Below are 19,956 nucleotides of genomic sequence, written 5' to 3'. Positions count from 1 at the left end.
TAATTTGATAGCAACTCCATCAATCACTTGGCACACTACTCGGACGGTACGGAAAACACGGTAATCCTTCTTCGTACACCAATGAGTCTTTTTTATACAATCTTTTTCCTATAATTTTTCCTTTGTCATCATGTAGCCTTAACGTATCTGTAAAATATCCATCTTTGGTGTACATTTCAAAATATAAAGCTCCATTGCTGTGTAATTCTTTCCAAAGTCCTGTGCCTTTTTTGAAAATAGTTTCGTAAATGATTTTTCCGTCAGCATCAAAACGTCTGTAAATACTATCTCTTAAGCCGTTTTTGAAATATTCCTCCCGCCATATTCCTCCTTTTGCATAAACGGTTCCATTATCATCAAAATCCGCATCTCCGCTTAACCATTTGCCTTCTTTGTAACCATCTATAATTTGGCCTTTTCTTAGTCCTCCTTCTTCAAATTCATCTTCACATAAAACAAAAGCCAACCGTTGATCTTCGTTAGGAAAATCAATATATTTGAAATTTATTTCAGAGTTATTATAAAGTCTTGTAAATTCTATTCTTTTAGGTTTTTCTAAAATTGGATGCTTTTTGCAAGCAATTTTTTTATTACAAAGCCATTTGGGGTGGTTTGGATTATTTACAGAGTTACAAGAAATAAACATTATTAAAAAACAAATAATAAATATTAATTTTCTTTTCATTTTTTCTTAGATTTGGGTTTTTCGGCTACCATATCTATATAATTTTGTATATCACTCCTCATTATTCTTATTTGATTACTTAAATATACTACTCTTGTATTATGATAATCCATCATATTTTTTGTTTTGCCTTGTACGAACATTAAATAATTAGAATGAACTTGTTCTATAACTTTGTTATAATAATTTAGATTTTCATTAAGTAGCCTTATAAGATCTGTTTTAAAAAACCATTTAATTAATTCGGATTCAACATAATTATTTACCTTTTTAGTTCTTAAGTCTGATATTGCCTTCCTATTATCCTCAATGTAGTTTTCTATTTTTTTAATATTCTCATTCCAAATAGAAAAATATTCTTTCTTAGTTTGAGTCTTCCCTACCAAATCGCTATCTTTAAAGTTGATATAATATGCTTTTTTAGCGTCTCTTTCTCTCTTTTCTTTTTCTACTTCAGATTGTCTAGCTCGATTATACTTTTCCAATGCAGAAATAATATTATCCCTTATTGCAGTTAAATTATACCAACCATAATACGTTTCTGTGGAACTAGCTACATTACTAATATATTTTTTTATTCCAGCTCTATATCCATTATTTTTTGTTCCATCTGGATTTTTTTCTGGTTGTCCATTTCCCAAAATACTTTCTCTTGCAATTTTATAAGCCTCCTTTTCCCGTGTATCAAAGAACAAATGCGGAAGTCCCAGCATATGTCCAATTTCGTGTGCGTAAGTATCTTTGGATTCTGTATTACTAGAATATACCATTAATGCATAATGATTAAGTGGTGAAGTACGGCTATATGCTCCTGTTGCTTCATCAGAAGATTCAAAATCACTTAAAATGATGACTCCTCCTTCATAGGTTTTGCCTTTTGCTTTTAGCTTGTTTTTGTATTCGGTAATGGTAATTCCATCCATTTCATTTGGCTTATCCGGCAACCCTAAGTCTTTTTGGTTATCCACGATAACATCTGTGGGCACAGGTATTTTTGCACATTCTTTTTTTACAGGATCCCAGCTAGCTGCTCTGCAATATCCGGTAGCTGGGTCTATATCATGTTTCTGTTTATTAATATTAGCAAAGTATTTTTTATTAGTCCAGTCAGTTTTGTCAAACGCGTAGAAATAATCATCCAGATCACCTGTTCCCAATGTATCAAACATCGTTTGATTTTCTATTTCCACTTCATAGCCTGCTTGGTTCAGGGAATTTTCATTAAGATATTCTTTTATTTTATTATCCTTAAATTTCTGGAACAATGCCTGAGCCTTTGCAGCAGGAGCACCATCAGAGGAAACCAAGGATATTACCCTAAACTTCAGTTTCAGCACTTTATTTTCCATCATAAAAAATCCCCCAACAGGAATTCCCTTTTTCCCGGAAACCGAGTTTTCCTGAAGTATCGTATATTTTTTTTCTGGAGATTCCTTCAGGCATTTTATCTTAAGCTCTACAACTTCTTTATCTGAAGATATTTTAATCTCTGCCCTTTTGGTTGCCGCATCTTTGGTTCCGCCCACCATTTCAAAGCTGTAAAATTCGTCATCTGTAAGGTAGATTTTCTCATCTGTAAGTGTTCCTCCTTTAGGGATATTTACTTCTAAGGATAGAGAAATTTCCTGATTAGGTTTTATTAATACAAAAGGGCGGTCAACTCTGCCATCGGTACAGGGTTTCAGAGAATCCGGAAATTTATAATTTTCTTTTATAGCGGCTTTTGCTCCAGGCTCATCTGTACTTTTTGCAATAATATCGCCCAAATCATTAGCTGTAGCGCCTTTTTTATAATAATATTCTACATCAGAGAAGCCAACGTCTTGTATTTTCTGTATTTCCTCAGAAACAGGGTCGATATCTATCCAATCAAAGCCAAATTCTCCTTTATAGTTTGTTGGATCTTTTATTCTAATTTTCAAATAATAATCCACCAAATCTGCAGAAGGAGGATTTTCCGGGTTCCCACCATGCAATATTACAGTTTCGCTTTTTTCTTGGTAAAAAACAGCGCTGCTTTCTATAATGCTACTTTCTGAGTGGTAAGAAAATTTTTCTGCAATGTCAAAAATTTTACCTTTTACAAATCTTGTTCTACTCATAATAAAAAATTCATTATTTAATGAGCTTTACCTTTTTCGCCACTTCTGTTTTCAATATCATTTTTGGCGTGTTTTGTAATGGTGCTGTTGCTTGAAGTTTCTATTCCTTTTTCATTATTCACTACGGTTTTCCCTTTCTTCGTCTCGCTATGCACATCACCTTCAATCATTTCTGTGAGCTTTCCTGTGATAAACAGGCTTGCATCGCCCACCACAGAAGTCATTTTCATAGCGCCAATAGATTCGGTGTTGTTCATCCCGATGCTGTCGGATTTGTTCATCCCGACTGTTGTGGCCATATTCTGACCTACACTGATATTGAGATTTTTACCAACAGTAAAATTCATGTCATTCGGCGCATTCACATTAATATTCCCTTGCCCATCCATCAAATACGTATTCCCGCTCGGATCTTCTATGAAAACAGAGCCTTCTGCGTCATTTAGAATAATCTTAGTTCCAGACCTTGTGTGGATTACCTTTTTATCATTTCCACTAGTGTGGTAAGAACTTGTTTCTGATCCATTATAATGCGTTCCCATTACGAAAGGCTTCTCCGCATTTCCACCCTCAAAACCTACCAGCACTTCCTCGCCGATTTCCGGGATAAAATAAAATCCCTTCCCGGCACCTGAATGAGGCTGTACCAACCTGATCCATGGCGTCTTTTCTCCTTTTTCCTCCTGCCATGGAAATTGTACCCGTACACGTCCCATTCCCATAGGATCATCATTTTCTACCACTCTTGCGGGCTGCGCTTCGCCTCTCGGTACAGCTTCAGTGTCAATATACGGTGCAGCGTTGAACAAATCGGGAATCCCGACAAATTCGTTGTAATAATCATCACCGCCTTCATGAACGTGCCTGATTTCTATGATGCGGTACGTTTCCATAGCTTTCCCGTTGATATCAGTCAGCTTCGCTCTTCCCCCAATTTTCAGCTCCGGATCTTTGCTTCGGCCTTTTACCAGCATCAGGTTTTCACGACGCTCTTTCTCCAACCGAACGGCCTCTTCCAGTTCTTTGTCTGAATTTTCGCTGATTCCTGCCTGACTGAAGAACATTTTCGGCTTTTTCTGAAATATCTTTCCGGACGCATTCACAGCGATCGTCTGAAAAATATTTTCCTTAAATTCAGATTTTAGTGCACTGCTGTTTTTTTCAACTTTTGACCCGCTAAGCGTATCGTAAGCGGTGTAACTAAAGTCCTGGGGCTTTATTTTCAGGTCAAACTCAATATGGATAAGATCAACGTTTTCGGCAAGGTCAATTAGAGGCTGAGTCGCTGTCCCGAAAATTAATTGTTCTCCATTATAATAGAAAAATTCACCATGCCTTCTGGCAAGCCTCCGGATGAAAGCGTAATCGGATTCTGCGTATTGAACGGTGTACGGTAAAGTGGTTTTGGTATTGGGAAGTGCAACTTTTACTTTGGCTTCCCGGGGATAATCTTTTGTAACCTGGGTGATAATTTCCTCCAGTGTTTTATCTTCAAAGCTCTGGCAGTCTTTTCCGCTTTCCAGTAAAATACCGGGCGAGCAGCCTGTAATGGTAAGGTTTCCGTATCCTCCTCCCTCGTCTTTTTTATTTTTGATTCCGGCGATAATCCCTGAAAAAGATTGTCTTATTTTCCCGAAACGCCAGTAGGCAATCCCCAGATTTTTACCGAGGAGATTTTTAGAGTTTTCCATAATATATCCCTCAAAGCTGTCTAACGCGTCATCGGGAACGGTTATGGTAAAAGTATCGTGATCGGATGTTTTCTGGTGCAGCTCTACAGAATAGCTGTTTTTGGCGAGAAATTCTTTTCCGTCGAGTGTAAGAAGGCAGTAAACGATCGGGTTGGAAGGGTCCTGAAGCCATTCTTTAAAGGAACGTGAAGTTCCGAAGATCACGGTATGATCAAAGTCTGTATTTTCCATATTTGTATTTTTGGCTGATGCTGTGTGCTTATGCACAAGGATTCATTGTTTTAGTCGCGCCACATTTTCTCGTGAACGGCACCGTTTATATTAAATTTTTTTGCAATAAGGTGCATTTCTATCTGTAAGGGTTCTTCATTGGCGGCATTGAAGTGTTCTGAAAATTCAATGCAGTATGCTTTTTCAAAAACGAGTTCCTGGAGTTTGCTCATGGCGTCTCTTCGATAAAAAATGATTTTCCCGTTCTTTACCTGGTTATGATCCAGCATCCAGCCTAATAGTTCGGGATTGCCAGTGCTTTCGATACGGATCATGATTTCACCGCCTTTAGGAATTCCTTTTGGTTTTCCGGTACCATCCACCGGCTGGGTAAACCTGTATTTACATTCGAGGATGGTATATGTATTGCCGTCGAGCTCTAATTTTGATAAAAATGACATAGTTTTTGGGTTTGTCGATTGGGGAAAAAATTGTAATTTATAGTGTAATAAAAAATGGGCAATATCGTTATCACCCATTTTTGTTTGGGTTATACCCATTCATTTTCGTAAGCACCGCTTCCCATTTCTATTTTTCTTGCAGAGATGGTAAACGATTCGGTAAGCGGATTTTCTCCCACCGAATCAAATCTTTCTTTGTGCTTTACGAGATAGGCTTCCGTGAATTTGAGTTCTTTCAGTGTGGCTTCACTGTCTCTTTTGAAGAATATTATTTTCCCGTCTTTTCTTTCGAAAGAATTGGTCATCCATTCAAAAAGTTCTGTAGATCCTGTTCCTTCTACGGTAACATCTACTTTTCCTCCTCTTGTGATGGTAGACGGGCGACCTGTAGCGTCGGTTTCCTGGAATAATCCGTAATTTACATTCAGGATATTGTATTTTTTTCCGGCTACTTCTAATACTGCTTTAAATGACATAATAATTTTTTTTTCGGTTAATAGGTGTTTTGTGATAACAAGTTTCCGGTTCTCGCAAAATGGGTTGAAAATTAAGTCATGGAAAACTGTTTACATTAACTGACGACAGATTTCCGGGTATAATTTCCGGTTGAAGAGTATCTTTTATTGAGAATCTGGAATGTTTTTGATTTTGTTTGGAGTCAATTTATTTTGACTTTACAGAGAGGGCTATACCCATTCATTGACATGTTTTGCATTGCCTAATTCGATCTCTTTTGCTGAAAGCACAAAAGTTTCAGTAAGGGGGTTTTCTCCTGAAGCATCAAAATTTTCAGTGTACTTCACGATATACGCTTCCTTGAATTTAAGCTCTTTCAGTGTAGCATCGCTGTCTCTTTTAATGAATTTAATGCTGCCATCTTTTCTTTCAAAAGAATTGGTCATCCATTCAAAAAGATCAGTTTCGCCGGTTCCTTCCACCGTTAAATGAATTTTTCCTCCACGGGCTACGGAAGAGGGTCTTCCCGTTTTGTCGGTTTCCTGTAACATACCGAACTCTACTGATAAAACGTTACGCTTTGCGCCAGCGTATTCTAAAATGGTTTTAAATGACATAATAAATATATTTAGGTTTAAAATGATAATACTACCAACTATGGAATATATTCCTGAATTCGTGCATTTTATTAAAGAGGCAGAATACTTTTCAAAAATAAAATTTATTTTTATAAAAACAAGCATTATTCGTAATTTTTTATCACATTTTTTATTATGTTAACAATAAATAAAGTTAATATTTAATAATAATACAAGAAATATATTATTTATATAAATATTTAATTATTTGATAAAATATCATATTAATAAATTTATATATTCAGGAAATTAGCAATTGAACTTCAGTGTATTATCTGTCAATTATCAGGAGATTTCCAATTAAAAAAGCACAGGAGCAAATGCCCCTGTGCCAAAAAAACACAAATTACGAAAAAAGGCAGGAGGAACTTTCTCAGATTACCTATTCACTCCTGCAGCATCGTGACACGATGCTATTTTTCGGTTATTTTTGCTCATATTCCGTATTCCATTCATTTCCGTCGTCTCCTTTATGTCCGTCCATTTTAATTAGGAAGTTTTTTGCCGGGAAATAAGGTTTCATATGAATATCCAGATGAATACGGTCTTTTTGCACCGGATCCTGCTCAAATTTTCTGATTTCAAAATTTTCAATAAGTTTTCCGGGGCCTGTAATCGCATCTAAAAATCTTACAATCTGGTTCATGATTTCTTTTCTGGTTACAGCCGTAAAATTCTCAAAAGCTCTCCTGTTGAGGAAATCCATCAGGACTTTGGTTACATAATCGAATACCCTTACTACGGAATAAGTCTGCAGCCCGAGATTATCTCCGTTGAAGAGAGTTTTCCCGGAAAACGCCATTACTTTTCCGTATTCGTTTACCATGGGAATCAATCCCATATTTTCAAGGTTGGCGATTTCGCTTTTTTTAAGGTCAAACTTTACTCCGTCCACTTCATTTATTCCCCCGAATTTTTTGCCTGCCGTTACCTGAGACATTAAAGTTTTATAAACCTTTCCTGCAAGGGCTCCGGAGGGAGGTACAAATAAATCATCCGGTTCATTAATTTCCTCAAATCTTCCTCTTCCCACCAGCCAGTTGCAGGTCATTAATATATTTGAGCGGTAGATTTCTCCTCCGGTAAGATAGGCCTGATCGAACATTTCCATTACATCATCCGGTTCATCAAGGTGTTCAAAATCCGTCACCAGCATTACCTTGTTTTCATGGGCAATTTTTGCCCATTTTTCCACAACGGTGTTGGAGCCCAAATACCCAGGAATTACCAAAAGCCCGTAATTGTTCTTGAGGTCAAGTCTGTCGTAATTATCAGACAGCTCGGCATGAATTGTGTCGATAAATCGTGTATTGTCGAGATCTTTCAGCTGCTCAAGTGTAGCATTTACTATTGTGATGTTTTTTACTTTTTCCGACTCGGTATTTTTATAGAACAGAGCAATTGTTCTGTAGTTGGCTTCCAGTTCGCGGGTAGCTTCCACGGCTCTGGAAAGATTTTTTGCCAACAGTTCTTCCGCAGATTTTTTCTGTGCTTCGCAGTGCGATACCATATCTGCAACCGCATTGTTTTTTCCGATAACCCCGGCCCAGAGCTCAAGCGTTTTTTTAAGAACTTCTCTTTCTTTTTCTTTACTTTTTTCGGTGAGGAAAATTTTTCTTCTGGCTTTACGTTCCGGATTGATATTCTGCACATTTTCAATCGAGGTTTCCAGCAAGTCGAATCCTCCGTAGCGCGCCAGTTTTTCCAATAATTTATCGGCAGGTGTATGTCCTGCTATTTTCTGCTCCAGTACAGGAGTTTCAATTTGTTGCGATTCTTGTTGTTTTTGTGACATAATTTTTTGCGTTTTTAAGGTTATTTATTTTCTTCCAGTTCTTTAATGAGCAACAGCAACGTATCGTGCAGTGCTTTCTTTGCTTCGGGATCTTCCAGTGCCGCTTTCAGGATTTTGTTTGTTTTGAGCTGCTTTACAATTTTCTGGTACTGGTCTTTTTCCGTTTCCAGCCCGTTAAGGAAATTGCTCTGCGCTGTAATTCCTTTCGTTCCGAAATCTCCGAGATTACTGAACTTAAGAGATTCCATCCGGGTGGCGCCTTCTGCGTTTTCAAAATCGACTTTAATTTCCGGTTTAAAGTGTTCAAAGACTTTTTCTACCGTGGTAAGTCCTTCCACAAGTTCGGGTTTTACCGGGTCTTCTGCGGTAAGTTTCTGTGCGAAGAGTGTTCTGTTTTGTGGGATTTCCACAATCGCTTCGTTTGCTTCCAATGGTACTTCATTACCACCGATTCCTTTGTTTGATAACATAATATATTGAGTTTAAGTTGTTTTTACTTTTTTAATAATCGGTATTAAGTTGTGATGATTCTCATTTATTTTTCAAATAACCGGTACGGATACATATTTGCCGACGCATTTTTCAGGTTCAGCAAGAAGCTGTCGCAGAGATATTCCCATTCTTCTCTACGAATATTTTCTGTGTCTTCTTTATTGCGGACAAGAAAGATATCAACCGTTCTGCTGAAACCTCCTTTTAATGAGGCTTCTTTCTGTGTGCCTTTCTGAACTTGCACGTCTGCAATGAGGTTTTTAAAATGATTCATAGCAAAAGCCCTGATGTCTGCTATCGTAACGATTCGGCCTCTTGTGAGCAGAGCGTTTCTGTATTCCAATATTTTATCCTGGGGAGAAAGTTTCTTTTTCCCGCCCACCGAAGTACGGATGGCCAGGGCAGAATTCTCAAATAATCCGTTTTCCGGGCCGGCTGCTGTAAGCCTTGTCATCTGTTTTATCTCATTCCCATCCTGTGCGTTTGTAGACCAATATGAAATTTGGCACTGTAAATCTGTTTCCGGGTTCCCGGAAGAAATGATCAGGTAAGGATTATTGGTTTGGGTAAAGTTTTTTTCTTTTGCGAGCTGATGAAGTGATGCGACATTCTGATTGATCTGCCTGAGAATATCACTGACTGAATTGACTCCCATTCCTGCAAAGGCGGCTGTTTCATCTTTTATCAGCTCCAGCAGGTACTGTAGCAATTCGGAAGCGCTTCTGCTGTCGAATCTTGAGACTCCTCCTTTTCTTAGTACGGACGTTAGTTCTTCGGTTTCGGTTTCGTAGTTTTTGATATCTAATCTTTTTCCGCGTTCATCCAATACATAATCAAGCTCAAGAAATTGTTCTCCTTCATCAATCGGAATAATATTAAGCCTTCCTTTTATTCTGCGGCTGATGTTTTCGTTTTTGATGTTAAGGAAGGGAATACAGTTTAATGCAAAACGTACATTCTGTAAAATTTCAGGAACTATTGCTTCTGAAAATTTAAATTTCAGCCAGAAGATATCATGTTCTGCTTCTACGTCATTCCCCGGAAAGTGTTTCGTGAATAACTCTTCTTTTTCCGGTTTTTCAGAAAAGGATAGCCCTGCTTTCAGCGTAAAGAAATACGGCCTGTAAAACTGGTTGATTTCATTATAAATATGTTCAAGATCCGAATAATTTTTAGTGATGATATTTTCAAGGTTCAGACTTTCATTTTCTACATTATAGCCTTCTTTAAGTTCATATTCTTTACCGGCAAAATAGACTTTTACCTGATGAAGGTAATAGTAGAACAGCTCTTTCTGATAGGTATTGTTGATGTCAATAAAAAACATCAAATCTTCAAGGTTCTGTTTGTCGGGAGAATGAATACCCAGCCAGAGCTCTCCAGAGGGCAGGTGTATTTCTGCTTTTCCCACAGCATCTTCGAAAAAGAAGCTTTCAACCCGATTTAAAGTATTGGCATATGCTATATATTTAACTTTTGCTGTGGTAAGCCTGGCTTCTATGGAAGGACTGAAATGGACTTCTTTGCTGGTGCTTTCCGCAGGGCTGTAAATATTTTGCTTCCGTACGGATGTTTTAAAGCTGTTATAAAAAGATATTTTTGTGTTATTCTCCAGTGGATTGACCTGCAGAAGTGTTCTTGCGGGAACAACTCCCGAAACTTCTTCCGGAAACATTATTTCCAACACGCGTTCTATGATTCTGGAGCGGGAACTTTCCAGCTCGGACCCCAGCTTTTCCAGTTCTGCTGCACAGGCCGACAATAACAAACTGATAACAGGATCGAAAGAGGATTCTGCTTCCAGTTCATTATATCCCCACATGCGGGCTGCTTTTCTTAATATTCGGTCTTTGATACGGTCTTGGTTCATTCTTTTTGGTTCCGGTTGTCTGATTTTTTATCTTCTTTTAATTTCTGGTTGTTTTATGTTCTTGCATTTTTTATCATTTCTTTACCCCAACAAATTATCCCAAAATCCTTTTCTCTTTTTAGACTTTTCTTCTGATTCTTCTTCTGCCAGAAAACTGAATTTCTTTTGAGCCATTTTCTCTTTTTCTTTTATGGCTTCTTCTGTTGCCAAATAGCCTGTAACACCATCAATTTTTACAAAATCCCAACCTTTTGTACTGTGGACTATTTCTATTTCTCCTTTGGCTAAAATTTCCCGGGAGAAGCTGGAGAAATCGGGGCGGTCGTGGAGATGGAAAATAGTTGATGCTTTTTCTGTTTCATCAGAATTATTAAAAGCGCCCTCCATACCAGGATACCAAGTTCCATCTCCCTCTTCTTTTGCTTCTTTCCATTCTTGTCTGAAATTTGGAATATCATAATAATTATTTTTCTCAAACTCTTTACTGAAGCTGTTATCTTGATCACTATATTTTGCAAATTTCCCGATATATTGGTAAATGTCATTAGTTTCTTTCTGCATAAAATGAAGACAATATGCTGATATTCTAGCTCTCTCGGCAAAAGTAAGTTCAATGTTTAATTTGCTTTTTTCATCATTTAAATAAAAAATATATTCCAATACATCATCTTCATATTTGGGTAATTCTTTTTTATTATTTTCATGCATTAACTCAAATGTTTCATTATGAATTTTTAATGTACCTGAACAGTCTTTGTGCCACAACAATTTACCAAACTCATTTGCGTTATTTTCTTGCGGGTTGATTTTTAATTTTACACTTTCCATAACCCATTTCAATAAATCCTTATCTTTAGTGTATCCAAAATTCAATACAAGGCTTCTTAAAAAATCTTTATCATTAACTTTAAGCCATGCCAAACTTGCTTTATCATCGTTGAAAATATATTTGTTAAGAAAGATTATCCTTTGTGGAATCTTTATGTTGTATTTATTTTGAGAACTTACACTAATTATATCTTTCAATAAATACATTGGAAGTATAAGACGCTGTTTCTTAGAAATAAAATAATTGTGCGTGTAATAAAATAGATCATATTGATTACTAATTAATGTCTGCCTATTTCCATCCATTTCATCTCCAAAAAGAGTAATAAATGAATTTGTTGAATAAATTTTTTTGCATTTAGAATAATCTTCGTTATGCTTGACCCCAAAAATATTCAAAACTTTGTTTTTAAAAATATCCTCAGAAAATTTTTGAAAGCCAGAATTTTTTAATCCTTCACTAATAATCTCAGCAGCTAAATTTAAATCCTTTTCAGATAATTCATGTGGGGATTGGGGTTCATATTCTTCTGTCTCAACATTTTTTTGTAATGCAATATACTTTTTTATTTCTTCAATTTTTAACTGTTCCATTGTCGTTTTTGATTTGTCTGTTGTTTCCTTTTTTTCTTGACCATTGCACGCAATAGCAAATACTAAAACAAATATTCTAAATAAAAAAACAGCCATGTTACACTTTTTCATTTCTTTTCCTTTTTTTACCCAAACAAATTATCCCAAAATCCTTTCTTTTTGTTTTTTTCTTCTGATTCTTCTTCTGCCAGAAAACTGAATTTCTTTTGAGCCATTTTCTCTTTTTCTTTTATGGCTTCTTCTGTTGCCAAATAGCCTGTAACACCATCAATTTTTACAAAATCCCAACCTTTTGTACTGTGAACTGTTTCTATTTCTCCTTTGGCTAAAATTTCCCGGGAGAAGCTGGAGAAATCGGGACGGTCGTGGAGAATTAACGAGGTTATTTTGGTACCTAAAGTAGAATTATGGTCTATTGTAATTTCATCTAATGATTTATATATATTAGAATATTTTTCAAGCAATGCATATCCGTAAAAATTATTTTTAACAAAATTTTCTATAACGTCTTCTTTTTCCACATAGGAATTATTTAAAATGAGGTAGGCTTTATTGCCCTCGTTATTATCTTTCTCTACATCATATTTTTTCAATAATTCTTCAAACATGAAAGCTAAAGCTCTGTATTTATAAATATTTTTTGTTGAAAACCCATCCCAGAACTCTACTAAAACACAAATAATTGTAATAAAAAAATCTTCATTTTTTTCAATAATTTTTAAAAGCAAATGTTTTTTTATAGGTTCTTGTCTTGTTTTATCGTTATAGAATAATAGATGCTCTATGTATATGACCTCATTGTTATCAGTATCAAGATAATTAAGTGCGAAATTTAAGAGAATTGGACTTTTTTCGTAATCAAAATAGATAACTAAATCTTCAATAGCTTTTTTATTCTGCAAAATTTGAGTAATTGAAGGACTATCATCATTAAAAACAATCTTATTGTAGCATATAAAGTGATTGTTATCTTCGTTTCTAATGCCTTGTTCCAAAATTTCCATTTCTTGAAGAAAATGTAATTCAACTTCATAAGTATTTATAAATTGTCCTTTTACATCAATATCATAACCTTTAGGATGATTAAAAAACAAAACATCTTCATCTTTTGAAAATTCTAAGATTCCAAAATATTCTTTCAATTTGTTTTTAAAATCACTTTCTTGAAGTAATTTATAGCCATTTTTAATCAAAAAACCCAAAAGTATTTTCATCACTTACTATTTACTTTTTCTGAAATTATGTTTGAATCATAATCCAAAAACGTTATTGTCCCAAAGTCTTTGGTAGAATAATTTATTTTATCAGTTTTGTTTACAGACCAATTTATTATTTCTGCATATTTATGCAGAATAATGTTTTTTTGATCATATTTAAAAGTTATAAATTTACTTGAAATGTATTTATCCGAGACTTCATTTGACAGTTCAATTGTAAAAAATTGATTCTTAACAACCAATCTTCTAAAAGCATCTCCGAAATTATTTGGATATATATTTTCGTTTGTTAAAATTTTATATTTCTTATTTTGTTCATTTAATAAAATTAAAATAGGAGCTATTCTAGTTTCAGGATTTTGTGGATCAATATCGTGGTTATTTCCTAAAACAATAATTTTATCTCTAAACGTGTCATTATTTAAATCACATTCTTGTTCTTCTACTAAAAAATAGTTGCTTCCAGCGATGGAATCTATAATTTTTTTTGAATTTAAATTTCTTGTTGTAAACGCATTACTATTTTTAGGGTTAGTATCAGATTGTATTTGATCAGAAATATATTTCTCTCGCCAAGCTTGTTCTTTCTCATTTTCACCTTCGTTAAGTATTTTTATAGAGTCTATAAAAATCCATTGCTTAACATTCTCATCATAGCTGTATATTTTTTCTTCATATGCTGGTTTTTGGTAATAAAAAGGGTCTCCAGATTTAGCATAATTAAGGTCTTTTTTATCTATTAAAAAAATAATTATTCTAAATTTTTTTTTATACTCATCAATAGAAAGCCCATTCACTCTGTTGTTTTCTTGTTCTATTTGTTCATTTTTAATTTTAAGTTTATTTTTAGGAATTAAGTATATTGTTAGATTTCCAAATGGATTTGTTTTTTCATTGTATATTACTCCGTAATCCGCAGTCATAAAGTAACTTTCATTCCATGTATAATCTCCACTTTTCAATACACTATCAAAATTAATATTTTTATTGTGTGTGTTGTCGCTTTTATTTAGATCATTCTTCTGAGCCTCTCCTTTACAACTGAGAAGAAAAAAAATGATTGTAAAAATTAAGATTATAATTTTTCTCATTTTTCGTTTATTTTTTTAATTAAACTATGATCAAATCCTGAAAGATGTAAGTAATTATAATGTCAATACTCTCCTTTAGCTAACTTTTCTTTTCCTTTTTTCTACCCCAACAAATTATCCCAAAATCCTTTTCTCTTTTTAGACTTTTCTTCTGATTCTTCTTCTGCCAGAAAACTGAATTTCTTTTGAGCCATTTTCTCTTTTTCTTTTATGGCTTCTTCTGTTGCCAAATAGCCTGTAACACCATCAATTTTTACAAAATCCCAACCTTTTGTACTGTGGACTATTTCTATTTCTCCTTTGGCTAAAATTTCCCGGAAGAAGCTGGAGAAATCGGGGCGGTCGTACAACAAATAGGAAGTTGAATGTTTGCTTGTATTACCCGACTTTATTCTACTTTTGTGTACATAGCCTGTTTTGCCTTCTTTGGTTTTTACCTGCCACCAATCGCCAGAGTTATCCAATAAATCAATAAATTCTCCTGATTTTATTTTCTGCAAAACTTCGGAAGATGAACTTTTTTCTTTGCGGAGATTGGTGTAGCCGTCGGGGTCATCAATATAAAATTTATTATTTTCTACTTTATCGCCATCAGGAGATTGATATATAACTTCGACATATTGTTTTAATTTTTCAAATTTATAGAAGTTATTTTTTTTCAAAAACTTTATATAAGCTGGAGAATTATCTAATTTTTGCTGAATATATCCTAAAATTCCAACTTGTAATTCTTTGTCATACAAATAAGCTATTGTTTCATCAGGATTAACATAGTTATTCTTTTGGTATTCTATTTTTTGTATGATTTCAGAAATACTATTATAACCATTACCTTCTTTTGCATATGAAAAGTCTTCTACTTTGCCTCCATAAACAAGATTTTCTATATCATCCATTATACCCTTTCGTAACCTATATTTATTATTTTCTGGATTATATGAAAATAGCAAATCATGAGTATTAACTACATTATCAAAATCGTAATCTTTTAATACATACTTTATTAATTCTTTATCCTCATTATAACCATATGCTATAACTAAATCTTTTAATAGATAGGGATTTACTACCTTTAACAAATTAAAAGCATTTTTGTCTTTGTAAAAAACAAATTTATTATAATAAAGTAGCATTTCGGCATTTATGAAGAATTCATTATCTGAATCGCTATCTTGTACCAAAATATAATTCTCATTTTTAACAACTATTTCTGGAAAATCTGAAGGTCTCAAAGCAATAATGTTATTATCATATTTAAAAACATCCATACCATAAACTTTCAAAATTCTTTCTCTAAATACTTCTTTAACTGGAAATTTAAACCCTAAATTATTTAAATCTTTTTTTGCTTTTTTAATTATTTCTATGGAAAAATCATCATAATTAAATTTCTTTCCGTCTCCTTCATGAGAAATATTATAAGGCGCTATATGTTTCATATCATTATTTTTTTCTTGCCCATTGCACGCAATAGCAAATACTAAAGCAAATGTTTTTAATAAAAAAATTATTTTTTTCATATTTATATTCCTTTCCATTTTTTTGTTCCATATGCTGAATTTTCCCATTTTGTTTCAATAACTTTTCTATGTTCTAAAATAAAATGGACAGGTCTATTATCTCCCAATTTTAAATCAGGGATTTCATTGATAAAATCCTTAATAGGTTGTGTGTTTTTACCTGAATTAAATGTAAAACACCCTACTGAAAATCTTGGGCAATAGTGATGTAATGCAACGCCTCCTCTTGGGCCATCTAATCCATCAATCCCATTCTCAGAACTGGCGGATTTTGATTCTGAATCAATAACGTATACCAAATACTTTTGCCCTGCCAATCCTGGAACTAAAAAATATTCTCCAGGAGGAATTTCATTATATTGACCAAAACGTTTGTCAGAATGTTTATAAATTTCTGTTCCTTTCGAATTTGTTACCTGATGAGTGTCCCTGCTTAAATATGTAACATAGTCTGCTTCAGGTAATTTATTACTGTTTTTTAATTTTTTGAACGTAGCTAAACTAATATCTCTATAGACAGAGGTTTTATACATCATCCATTGCAAACCTGCTTTTGCAGGATCATTTTTCAAAACTTTATCTGTACCAGATACTAAAACGACGGTACCTTTTTCATTAGATACTTTTACTTCTCCTTTGGGCTTACATTCTTTTACTTTTAAAATTTCTACAGCTTTCTTAAAAAATCGTTCCCTTTCAGATAGACCGTCTAAAGCTGGATTGATTAATCTCGTCACATTTTTAACCGCTTCATTACTGACTTCTGTGGCTACGTTGTTAATATTATGTTTGCCCCAAAAAGCAAGAGCAGAAGTGATTGCTTCTTCAGGATTTTTTTTAAGCTTATATGGATTATCTCCATCTGTCCAATCGTATTTAGTGCCGAAAATTTGGTTTGTATATTTTTCTAACTCTTCATAATTTCCTTTCCAAGTAATCTGTTTAAAGCCTTTGCCACTATATCTCCAACCATCATTTGGATCTGTATGTTTTTTTCCGTTCGGATGAGTTTTTCCATAAATAGCATTAGCAACTTCTGGCCAATTTTCTTTTTTCAGTGATAGTTCAGATAATCGTTCTGCCTCACTCATCCTTTTTTTTCCAAACTGTTTAAAATAAGAATCAAATATTCCATTCATTCGACTAGCACTAGAATATTTAAATCTTTCTTGTAATTCATAAAATTTACTTTCGTGTGATATTTGAGCTAAAAAATGAGCTTTCGTAATACAAGTGTCTATTCCTACTTTTTTTCTATACTTATTCAAAAAGGGAAGTGCTTTCTTTATTATAGTATCATCTTCAATCAAGGTTGTTTCTACCCCATTTTTATTTTTTTTACTTACACATATTGCTTTGATCTGTTCTAATGTGATATCTTTCTCACAGTTAGGACATTTGCTTTTATTACTTGCTTCCTGCTTGTTGTCTTTCACCACCGCTTTACTCCTCCTCGTTTCTATTTTCTTGGGAGGTGCTTTTTCGTCTACATTTATCACTTCGGAGTCTATGCTTTGCCCTGCATATTCTACTTCTAAAAAAAGTTCTTGGGTGCTGCCTTCTTTCCAGTCGTCTCCTTTGTCTTGCATGGCTTGGGTAAGGGGTAGTTTTATAAAACTTTCGTCTCCTGCCAAGATGTAATTTTTTTCCAGAACCAATTGGTTCAGGATATCATTTTCCCATACTTTCAGCTTTACTGCCCTGCCTTTCATGTTTTGTGCAGTAATCTTTACCGTTACTGTAGTGCCATATTTGGCATGCTCCAGAGGCCTTCCTGCAAAATCCAGAAAAGAAACCTCTTTTATCCTGCCTTTTGCATCGGATGCTTTGGTTGTAGCTTTGGATGTAATCGGTTTTTTGTAGGTTTCCCTTTTAGGTGCAGGAGCAGGTGGTGCCGGCTTTTTATTGGGAGGTTTCGGGGCGGTTTTCGGCTGGGCAGATGTGGGCGTTTTTAGTTGGCTGCTTGCGGGTACTTTTTGGGGAGATGTATTAGACGCGGGATTATTTATATTAATATTGTTACTGGCTTGCAATTTCCCAAAGTATTCTGCGGTTACATAATATTCATGGGTTTTTCCTTCATTTTTGTCTCCTCTGGCTACCTGCCTATTGGCAATCATAGATGCCATGGTATATTGCGCCATATTAAATTTTGCTTCGGCAATGCCTTTTTTCACTTTTGCAGGTACAGGAAATGTATTGATTTTATTTACCTGGTTTGTTTTGCTATGTCCTGCTCCTTTGGCATCGTCTTCCCAAAGGGTAAAAAATAGGGTCTCCCCTTCCATATCCGTGCAGTACGCTTTAGCATATAGGGTATCCGCATAGCTCAAAGGCTTGGTTACTTTATGCTTATTGATATCCAGAAGCTCAATTTTATTTATTTTCGGCTGCCCGGCTGGTTTTGTTTTTATAATAAGCTCACCCTTGTCTTTACCTTTTATAACGACTAGTTTTATTCCTTTTCTGGTAAGGCTTTTTTGGTTGAAGGTGTAGCTTACAGAATCCCCTGTTTTGGAATTGCCAACGGTTTTTCTCCAGTTTCCTCTTTCCAGGACATGAATTTCCCAATGAGCCACTTCGTTATGAAAATCAAATACGGGAGATTGAACGGTTGAAAATTCAAACGTTTTGAAAAGACTGTATTGCTGTGGAATTCCTATTTGTGGATTTTGATTTCCTAATATGCTGATTTTTCCCATCGTGTGTATTTGTATTTCTAAGAATAAAAATCATCACCGTCTAAGTCTTCTATAAACTCGTCTAAATCCACTAAGGGATTTATCTGGTTATGGATTGTAGCATTGCTATTCTTAAAATTCTGTTTACTAAGTTGTGCTTTTTGCCCATGTTCCATTACTTTTATTTTTCCGCCGACAGCACATTGCAATTCAGAAATTTCGGTAAGACAACTTTTTCCGGTGACTTTTACTTTCTCATAGGTTTTCTTCCATTTTCCAGCCGCAGAAAAGGTACACGGCTGGTTGTTTTTCAGTGCACAATTACCGAAGGGTACAGCAGGAGGATTAAACTGAATATCATCTTCTGTAACTGCAAGATAATCTGCATCACCGCTATCATCATTCCAATAATGTTTTTGGTGGCTGGTTACTTTAAAATTCGGAAATTTGGTGCCTTTATCGCAAATCGCTTTTCCTTTCTGGATTACAAAATGCTTATTTTCGTGTTCGCTAGACATGATTTTTTATTTTTCATCTTTCAATTATGTTGATTTCTATTTGTATTGTTTCTTCTTCATAAAAATTGGTTTGCAGCTCTATATTTGCTTTTTTCAAAATTTTATAATTTTTATCTAAAATATAAGCTCCCTTTATGTAAGACTCCAAGGTATTGTCACTTTCCTCTTGCATGTCTTCTTCATCGGGTATCCATTTGTCAAGAATTTGCTGCGGAGTTCTGGGGTCAGTACAGTAAGCTTGTTGCTCAATATGGATTTCATCTGCGGTAATTTGCATTTGCATTGTATCTTGATAAAGTATCCTGTAGGTATGAAAATTTCGTTCACCTTCATAATTTCCATTCTTATAGTTTACATAGGGAGAAAAGAAGAATTGTAAAAACAAGTCATTTAAAATATAGTTGCTTAATCCTTCATTCATTGCTTCATCCATCATTTTGATGTATTTAAGAGAATAAGCATCGGAATAAGAGCTGAAAACACGGTCTTTTGTTTTTTCCCAACGTGTTCTTATTTCTTTTAAATTTTTTATTGAATACGGTTTGGCAATATTTTTTTCTAAAGAAAATTCTAACGGATACAGAAACTGAATAGCTTCTGTTGCCAAATCGCCCAGTTTTGTATGTGGTTTTTCATCGTTGATTAAATAATTTTCTTTTTTGTAATAGAAAAGCGGTGAATTTTGTTCGCTCTGATTCATATATCGGAGTTGGGCATCAAAGCTAAATACATCCGGAGAGCCTGGATCTTTGTAATTAGATATTTTTACTTGATAATGGTTTTTTATTGCCAAGAAATCCGGATACAGAATTTTATTTTTCAAATGATTTTCCTTCCGCTCACTCCTATCCTCTCTTAATTTTTTTTGGCTTTCTAATATTTTCTGAACATCTTGTTTTTGTGGTATGAAAATTTCTTGTTCTGTAAACACAACAGAACCAATATGACTGCTGTTTTCCGGAGCATGATGATTATGAAAATACCGCAGTATTTCCGCATCCGGAATGTCATATTTAGAAACAATATCATCAATTGTCTCTCCTTTTTGCACGATATGGGTTTTTATGAAAAATGACATTTTTTTATTCTTTTACTTTACGAGAGCAT

16 protein-coding genes are annotated in these 19,956 nt (G+C 34.5%); all 16 read right to left on the bottom strand.

From position 1 onward, the window contains the following. Positions 1-19: 19 nt before the first annotated feature. Positions 20-685, bottom strand: coding sequence for a toxin-antitoxin system YwqK family antitoxin (locus SOP96_RS00575; protein ID WP_326319300.1), 666 nt, complete (start codon positions 683-685; stop codon positions 20-22). Continuing rightward, complete coding sequence (locus SOP96_RS00570) at positions 682-2,787, bottom strand: zinc metalloprotease (RefSeq protein ID WP_326319299.1); 2,106 nt, start codon at positions 2,785-2,787, stop codon at positions 682-684. Before SOP96_RS00570 ends, SOP96_RS00575 begins: the two co-directional genes overlap by 4 nt. 17 nt (positions 2,788-2,804) lie before the next feature. Beyond that, on the bottom strand, positions 2,805-4,709 hold the full coding sequence (locus tag SOP96_RS00565) for a type VI secretion system Vgr family protein (protein ID WP_326319298.1): 1,905 nt from the start codon (positions 4,707-4,709) through the stop codon (positions 2,805-2,807). 50 nt (positions 4,710-4,759) lie between these two features. Continuing rightward, the gene (gene tssD / locus SOP96_RS00560) at positions 4,760-5,149 is read right to left on the bottom strand and encodes a type VI secretion system tube protein TssD (RefSeq protein WP_326319297.1); all 390 of its coding nucleotides are present in this window, start codon (positions 5,147-5,149) and stop codon (positions 4,760-4,762) included. Between the two features lie 89 nt (positions 5,150-5,238). Beyond that, complete coding sequence (tssD, locus tag SOP96_RS00555; RefSeq protein WP_326319296.1) at positions 5,239-5,625, bottom strand: type VI secretion system tube protein TssD; 387 nt, start codon at positions 5,623-5,625, stop codon at positions 5,239-5,241. A gap of 210 nt (positions 5,626-5,835) precedes the next feature. Further along, positions 5,836-6,222: a type VI secretion system tube protein TssD gene (tssD, locus tag SOP96_RS00550; RefSeq protein ID WP_326319295.1), complete on the bottom strand. Its 387-nt coding sequence runs from the start codon at positions 6,220-6,222 to the stop codon at positions 5,836-5,838. 445 nt (positions 6,223-6,667) lie between these two features. Further along, on the bottom strand, positions 6,668-8,038 hold the full coding sequence (locus SOP96_RS00545) for a DUF5458 family protein (RefSeq protein WP_326319294.1): 1,371 nt from the start codon (positions 8,036-8,038) through the stop codon (positions 6,668-6,670). 20 nt (positions 8,039-8,058) lie between these two features. Continuing rightward, positions 8,059-8,508, bottom strand: coding sequence for a hypothetical protein (locus SOP96_RS00540; RefSeq protein WP_326319293.1), 450 nt, complete (start codon positions 8,506-8,508; stop codon positions 8,059-8,061). Between the two features lie 65 nt (positions 8,509-8,573). Then, positions 8,574-10,400 (bottom strand): type VI secretion system baseplate subunit TssF, encoded by a 1,827-nt coding sequence (locus SOP96_RS00535; RefSeq protein WP_326319292.1) that lies wholly within the window; start codon positions 10,398-10,400, stop codon positions 8,574-8,576. Between the two features lie 81 nt (positions 10,401-10,481). Next, positions 10,482-11,933: a hypothetical protein gene (locus SOP96_RS00530; RefSeq protein WP_326319291.1), complete on the bottom strand. Its 1,452-nt coding sequence runs from the start codon at positions 11,931-11,933 to the stop codon at positions 10,482-10,484. Positions 11,934-11,947: 14 nt separating this feature from the next. Continuing rightward, entirely contained in the window at positions 11,948-13,036 is a 1,089-nt protein-coding gene (locus SOP96_RS00525; RefSeq protein WP_326319290.1) for a hypothetical protein, read from the bottom strand. Then, complete coding sequence (locus tag SOP96_RS00520) at positions 13,036-14,130, bottom strand: hypothetical protein (protein WP_326319289.1); 1,095 nt, start codon at positions 14,128-14,130, stop codon at positions 13,036-13,038. The genes SOP96_RS00525 and SOP96_RS00520 overlap by 1 nt, the downstream gene beginning before the upstream one ends. A gap of 101 nt (positions 14,131-14,231) precedes the next feature. Then, positions 14,232-15,650, bottom strand: coding sequence for an SH3 domain-containing protein (locus SOP96_RS00515; protein ID WP_326319288.1), 1,419 nt, complete (start codon positions 15,648-15,650; stop codon positions 14,232-14,234). Between the two features lie 2 nt (positions 15,651-15,652). Beyond that, positions 15,653-17,938, bottom strand: a complete 2,286-nt coding sequence (locus tag SOP96_RS00510; RefSeq protein ID WP_326319287.1) for a glycoside hydrolase family 19 protein — start codon at positions 17,936-17,938, stop codon at positions 15,653-15,655. Between the two features lie 431 nt (positions 17,939-18,369). After that, positions 18,370-18,849, bottom strand: a complete 480-nt coding sequence (locus SOP96_RS00505) for a DUF4280 domain-containing protein (protein ID WP_326319286.1) — start codon at positions 18,847-18,849, stop codon at positions 18,370-18,372. Positions 18,850-18,862: 13 nt separating this feature from the next. Further along, entirely contained in the window at positions 18,863-19,900 is a 1,038-nt protein-coding gene (locus SOP96_RS00500; RefSeq protein ID WP_326319285.1) for a hypothetical protein, read from the bottom strand. Between the last annotated feature and the right edge of the window lie 56 nt (positions 19,901-19,956).

This window comes from Chryseobacterium salviniae, assembly GCF_035819015.1.
Lineage (GTDB): Bacteria > Bacteroidota > Bacteroidia > Flavobacteriales > Weeksellaceae > Chryseobacterium > Chryseobacterium salviniae.
The sequence above is the reverse complement of the archived record's forward strand: the minus strand, read 5'-3'. Positions and strand labels throughout refer to the sequence as shown.

Coding starts and splice junctions, on each gene's coding strand:
- SOP96_RS00575 (WP_326319300.1), bottom strand. CDS start 685: ATGAAAAGAAAATTAATATTTATTATTTGTTTTTTAATAATGTTTATT.
- SOP96_RS00570 (WP_326319299.1), bottom strand. CDS start 2,787: ATGAGTAGAACAAGATTTGTAAAAGGTAAAATTTTTGACATTGCAGAA.
- SOP96_RS00565 (WP_326319298.1), bottom strand. CDS start 4,709: ATGGAAAATACAGACTTTGATCATACCGTGATCTTCGGAACTTCACGT.
- tssD (WP_326319297.1), bottom strand. CDS start 5,149: ATGTCATTTTTATCAAAATTAGAGCTCGACGGCAATACATATACCATC.
- tssD (WP_326319296.1), bottom strand. CDS start 5,625: ATGTCATTTAAAGCAGTATTAGAAGTAGCCGGAAAAAAATACAATATC.
- tssD (WP_326319295.1), bottom strand. CDS start 6,222: ATGTCATTTAAAACCATTTTAGAATACGCTGGCGCAAAGCGTAACGTT.
- SOP96_RS00545 (WP_326319294.1), bottom strand. CDS start 8,038: ATGTCACAAAAACAACAAGAATCGCAACAAATTGAAACTCCTGTACTG.
- SOP96_RS00540 (WP_326319293.1), bottom strand. CDS start 8,508: ATGTTATCAAACAAAGGAATCGGTGGTAATGAAGTACCATTGGAAGCA.
- SOP96_RS00535 (WP_326319292.1), bottom strand. CDS start 10,400: ATGAACCAAGACCGTATCAAAGACCGAATATTAAGAAAAGCAGCCCGC.
- SOP96_RS00530 (WP_326319291.1), bottom strand. CDS start 11,933: ATGAAAAAGTGTAACATGGCTGTTTTTTTATTTAGAATATTTGTTTTA.
- SOP96_RS00525 (WP_326319290.1), bottom strand. CDS start 13,036: ATGAAAATACTTTTGGGTTTTTTGATTAAAAATGGCTATAAATTACTT.
- SOP96_RS00520 (WP_326319289.1), bottom strand. CDS start 14,130: ATGAGAAAAATTATAATCTTAATTTTTACAATCATTTTTTTTCTTCTC.
- SOP96_RS00515 (WP_326319288.1), bottom strand. CDS start 15,650: ATGAAAAAAATAATTTTTTTATTAAAAACATTTGCTTTAGTATTTGCT.
- SOP96_RS00510 (WP_326319287.1), bottom strand. CDS start 17,938: ATGGAAGGGGAGACCCTATTTTTTACCCTTTGGGAAGACGATGCCAAA.
- SOP96_RS00505 (WP_326319286.1), bottom strand. CDS start 18,849: ATGTCTAGCGAACACGAAAATAAGCATTTTGTAATCCAGAAAGGAAAA.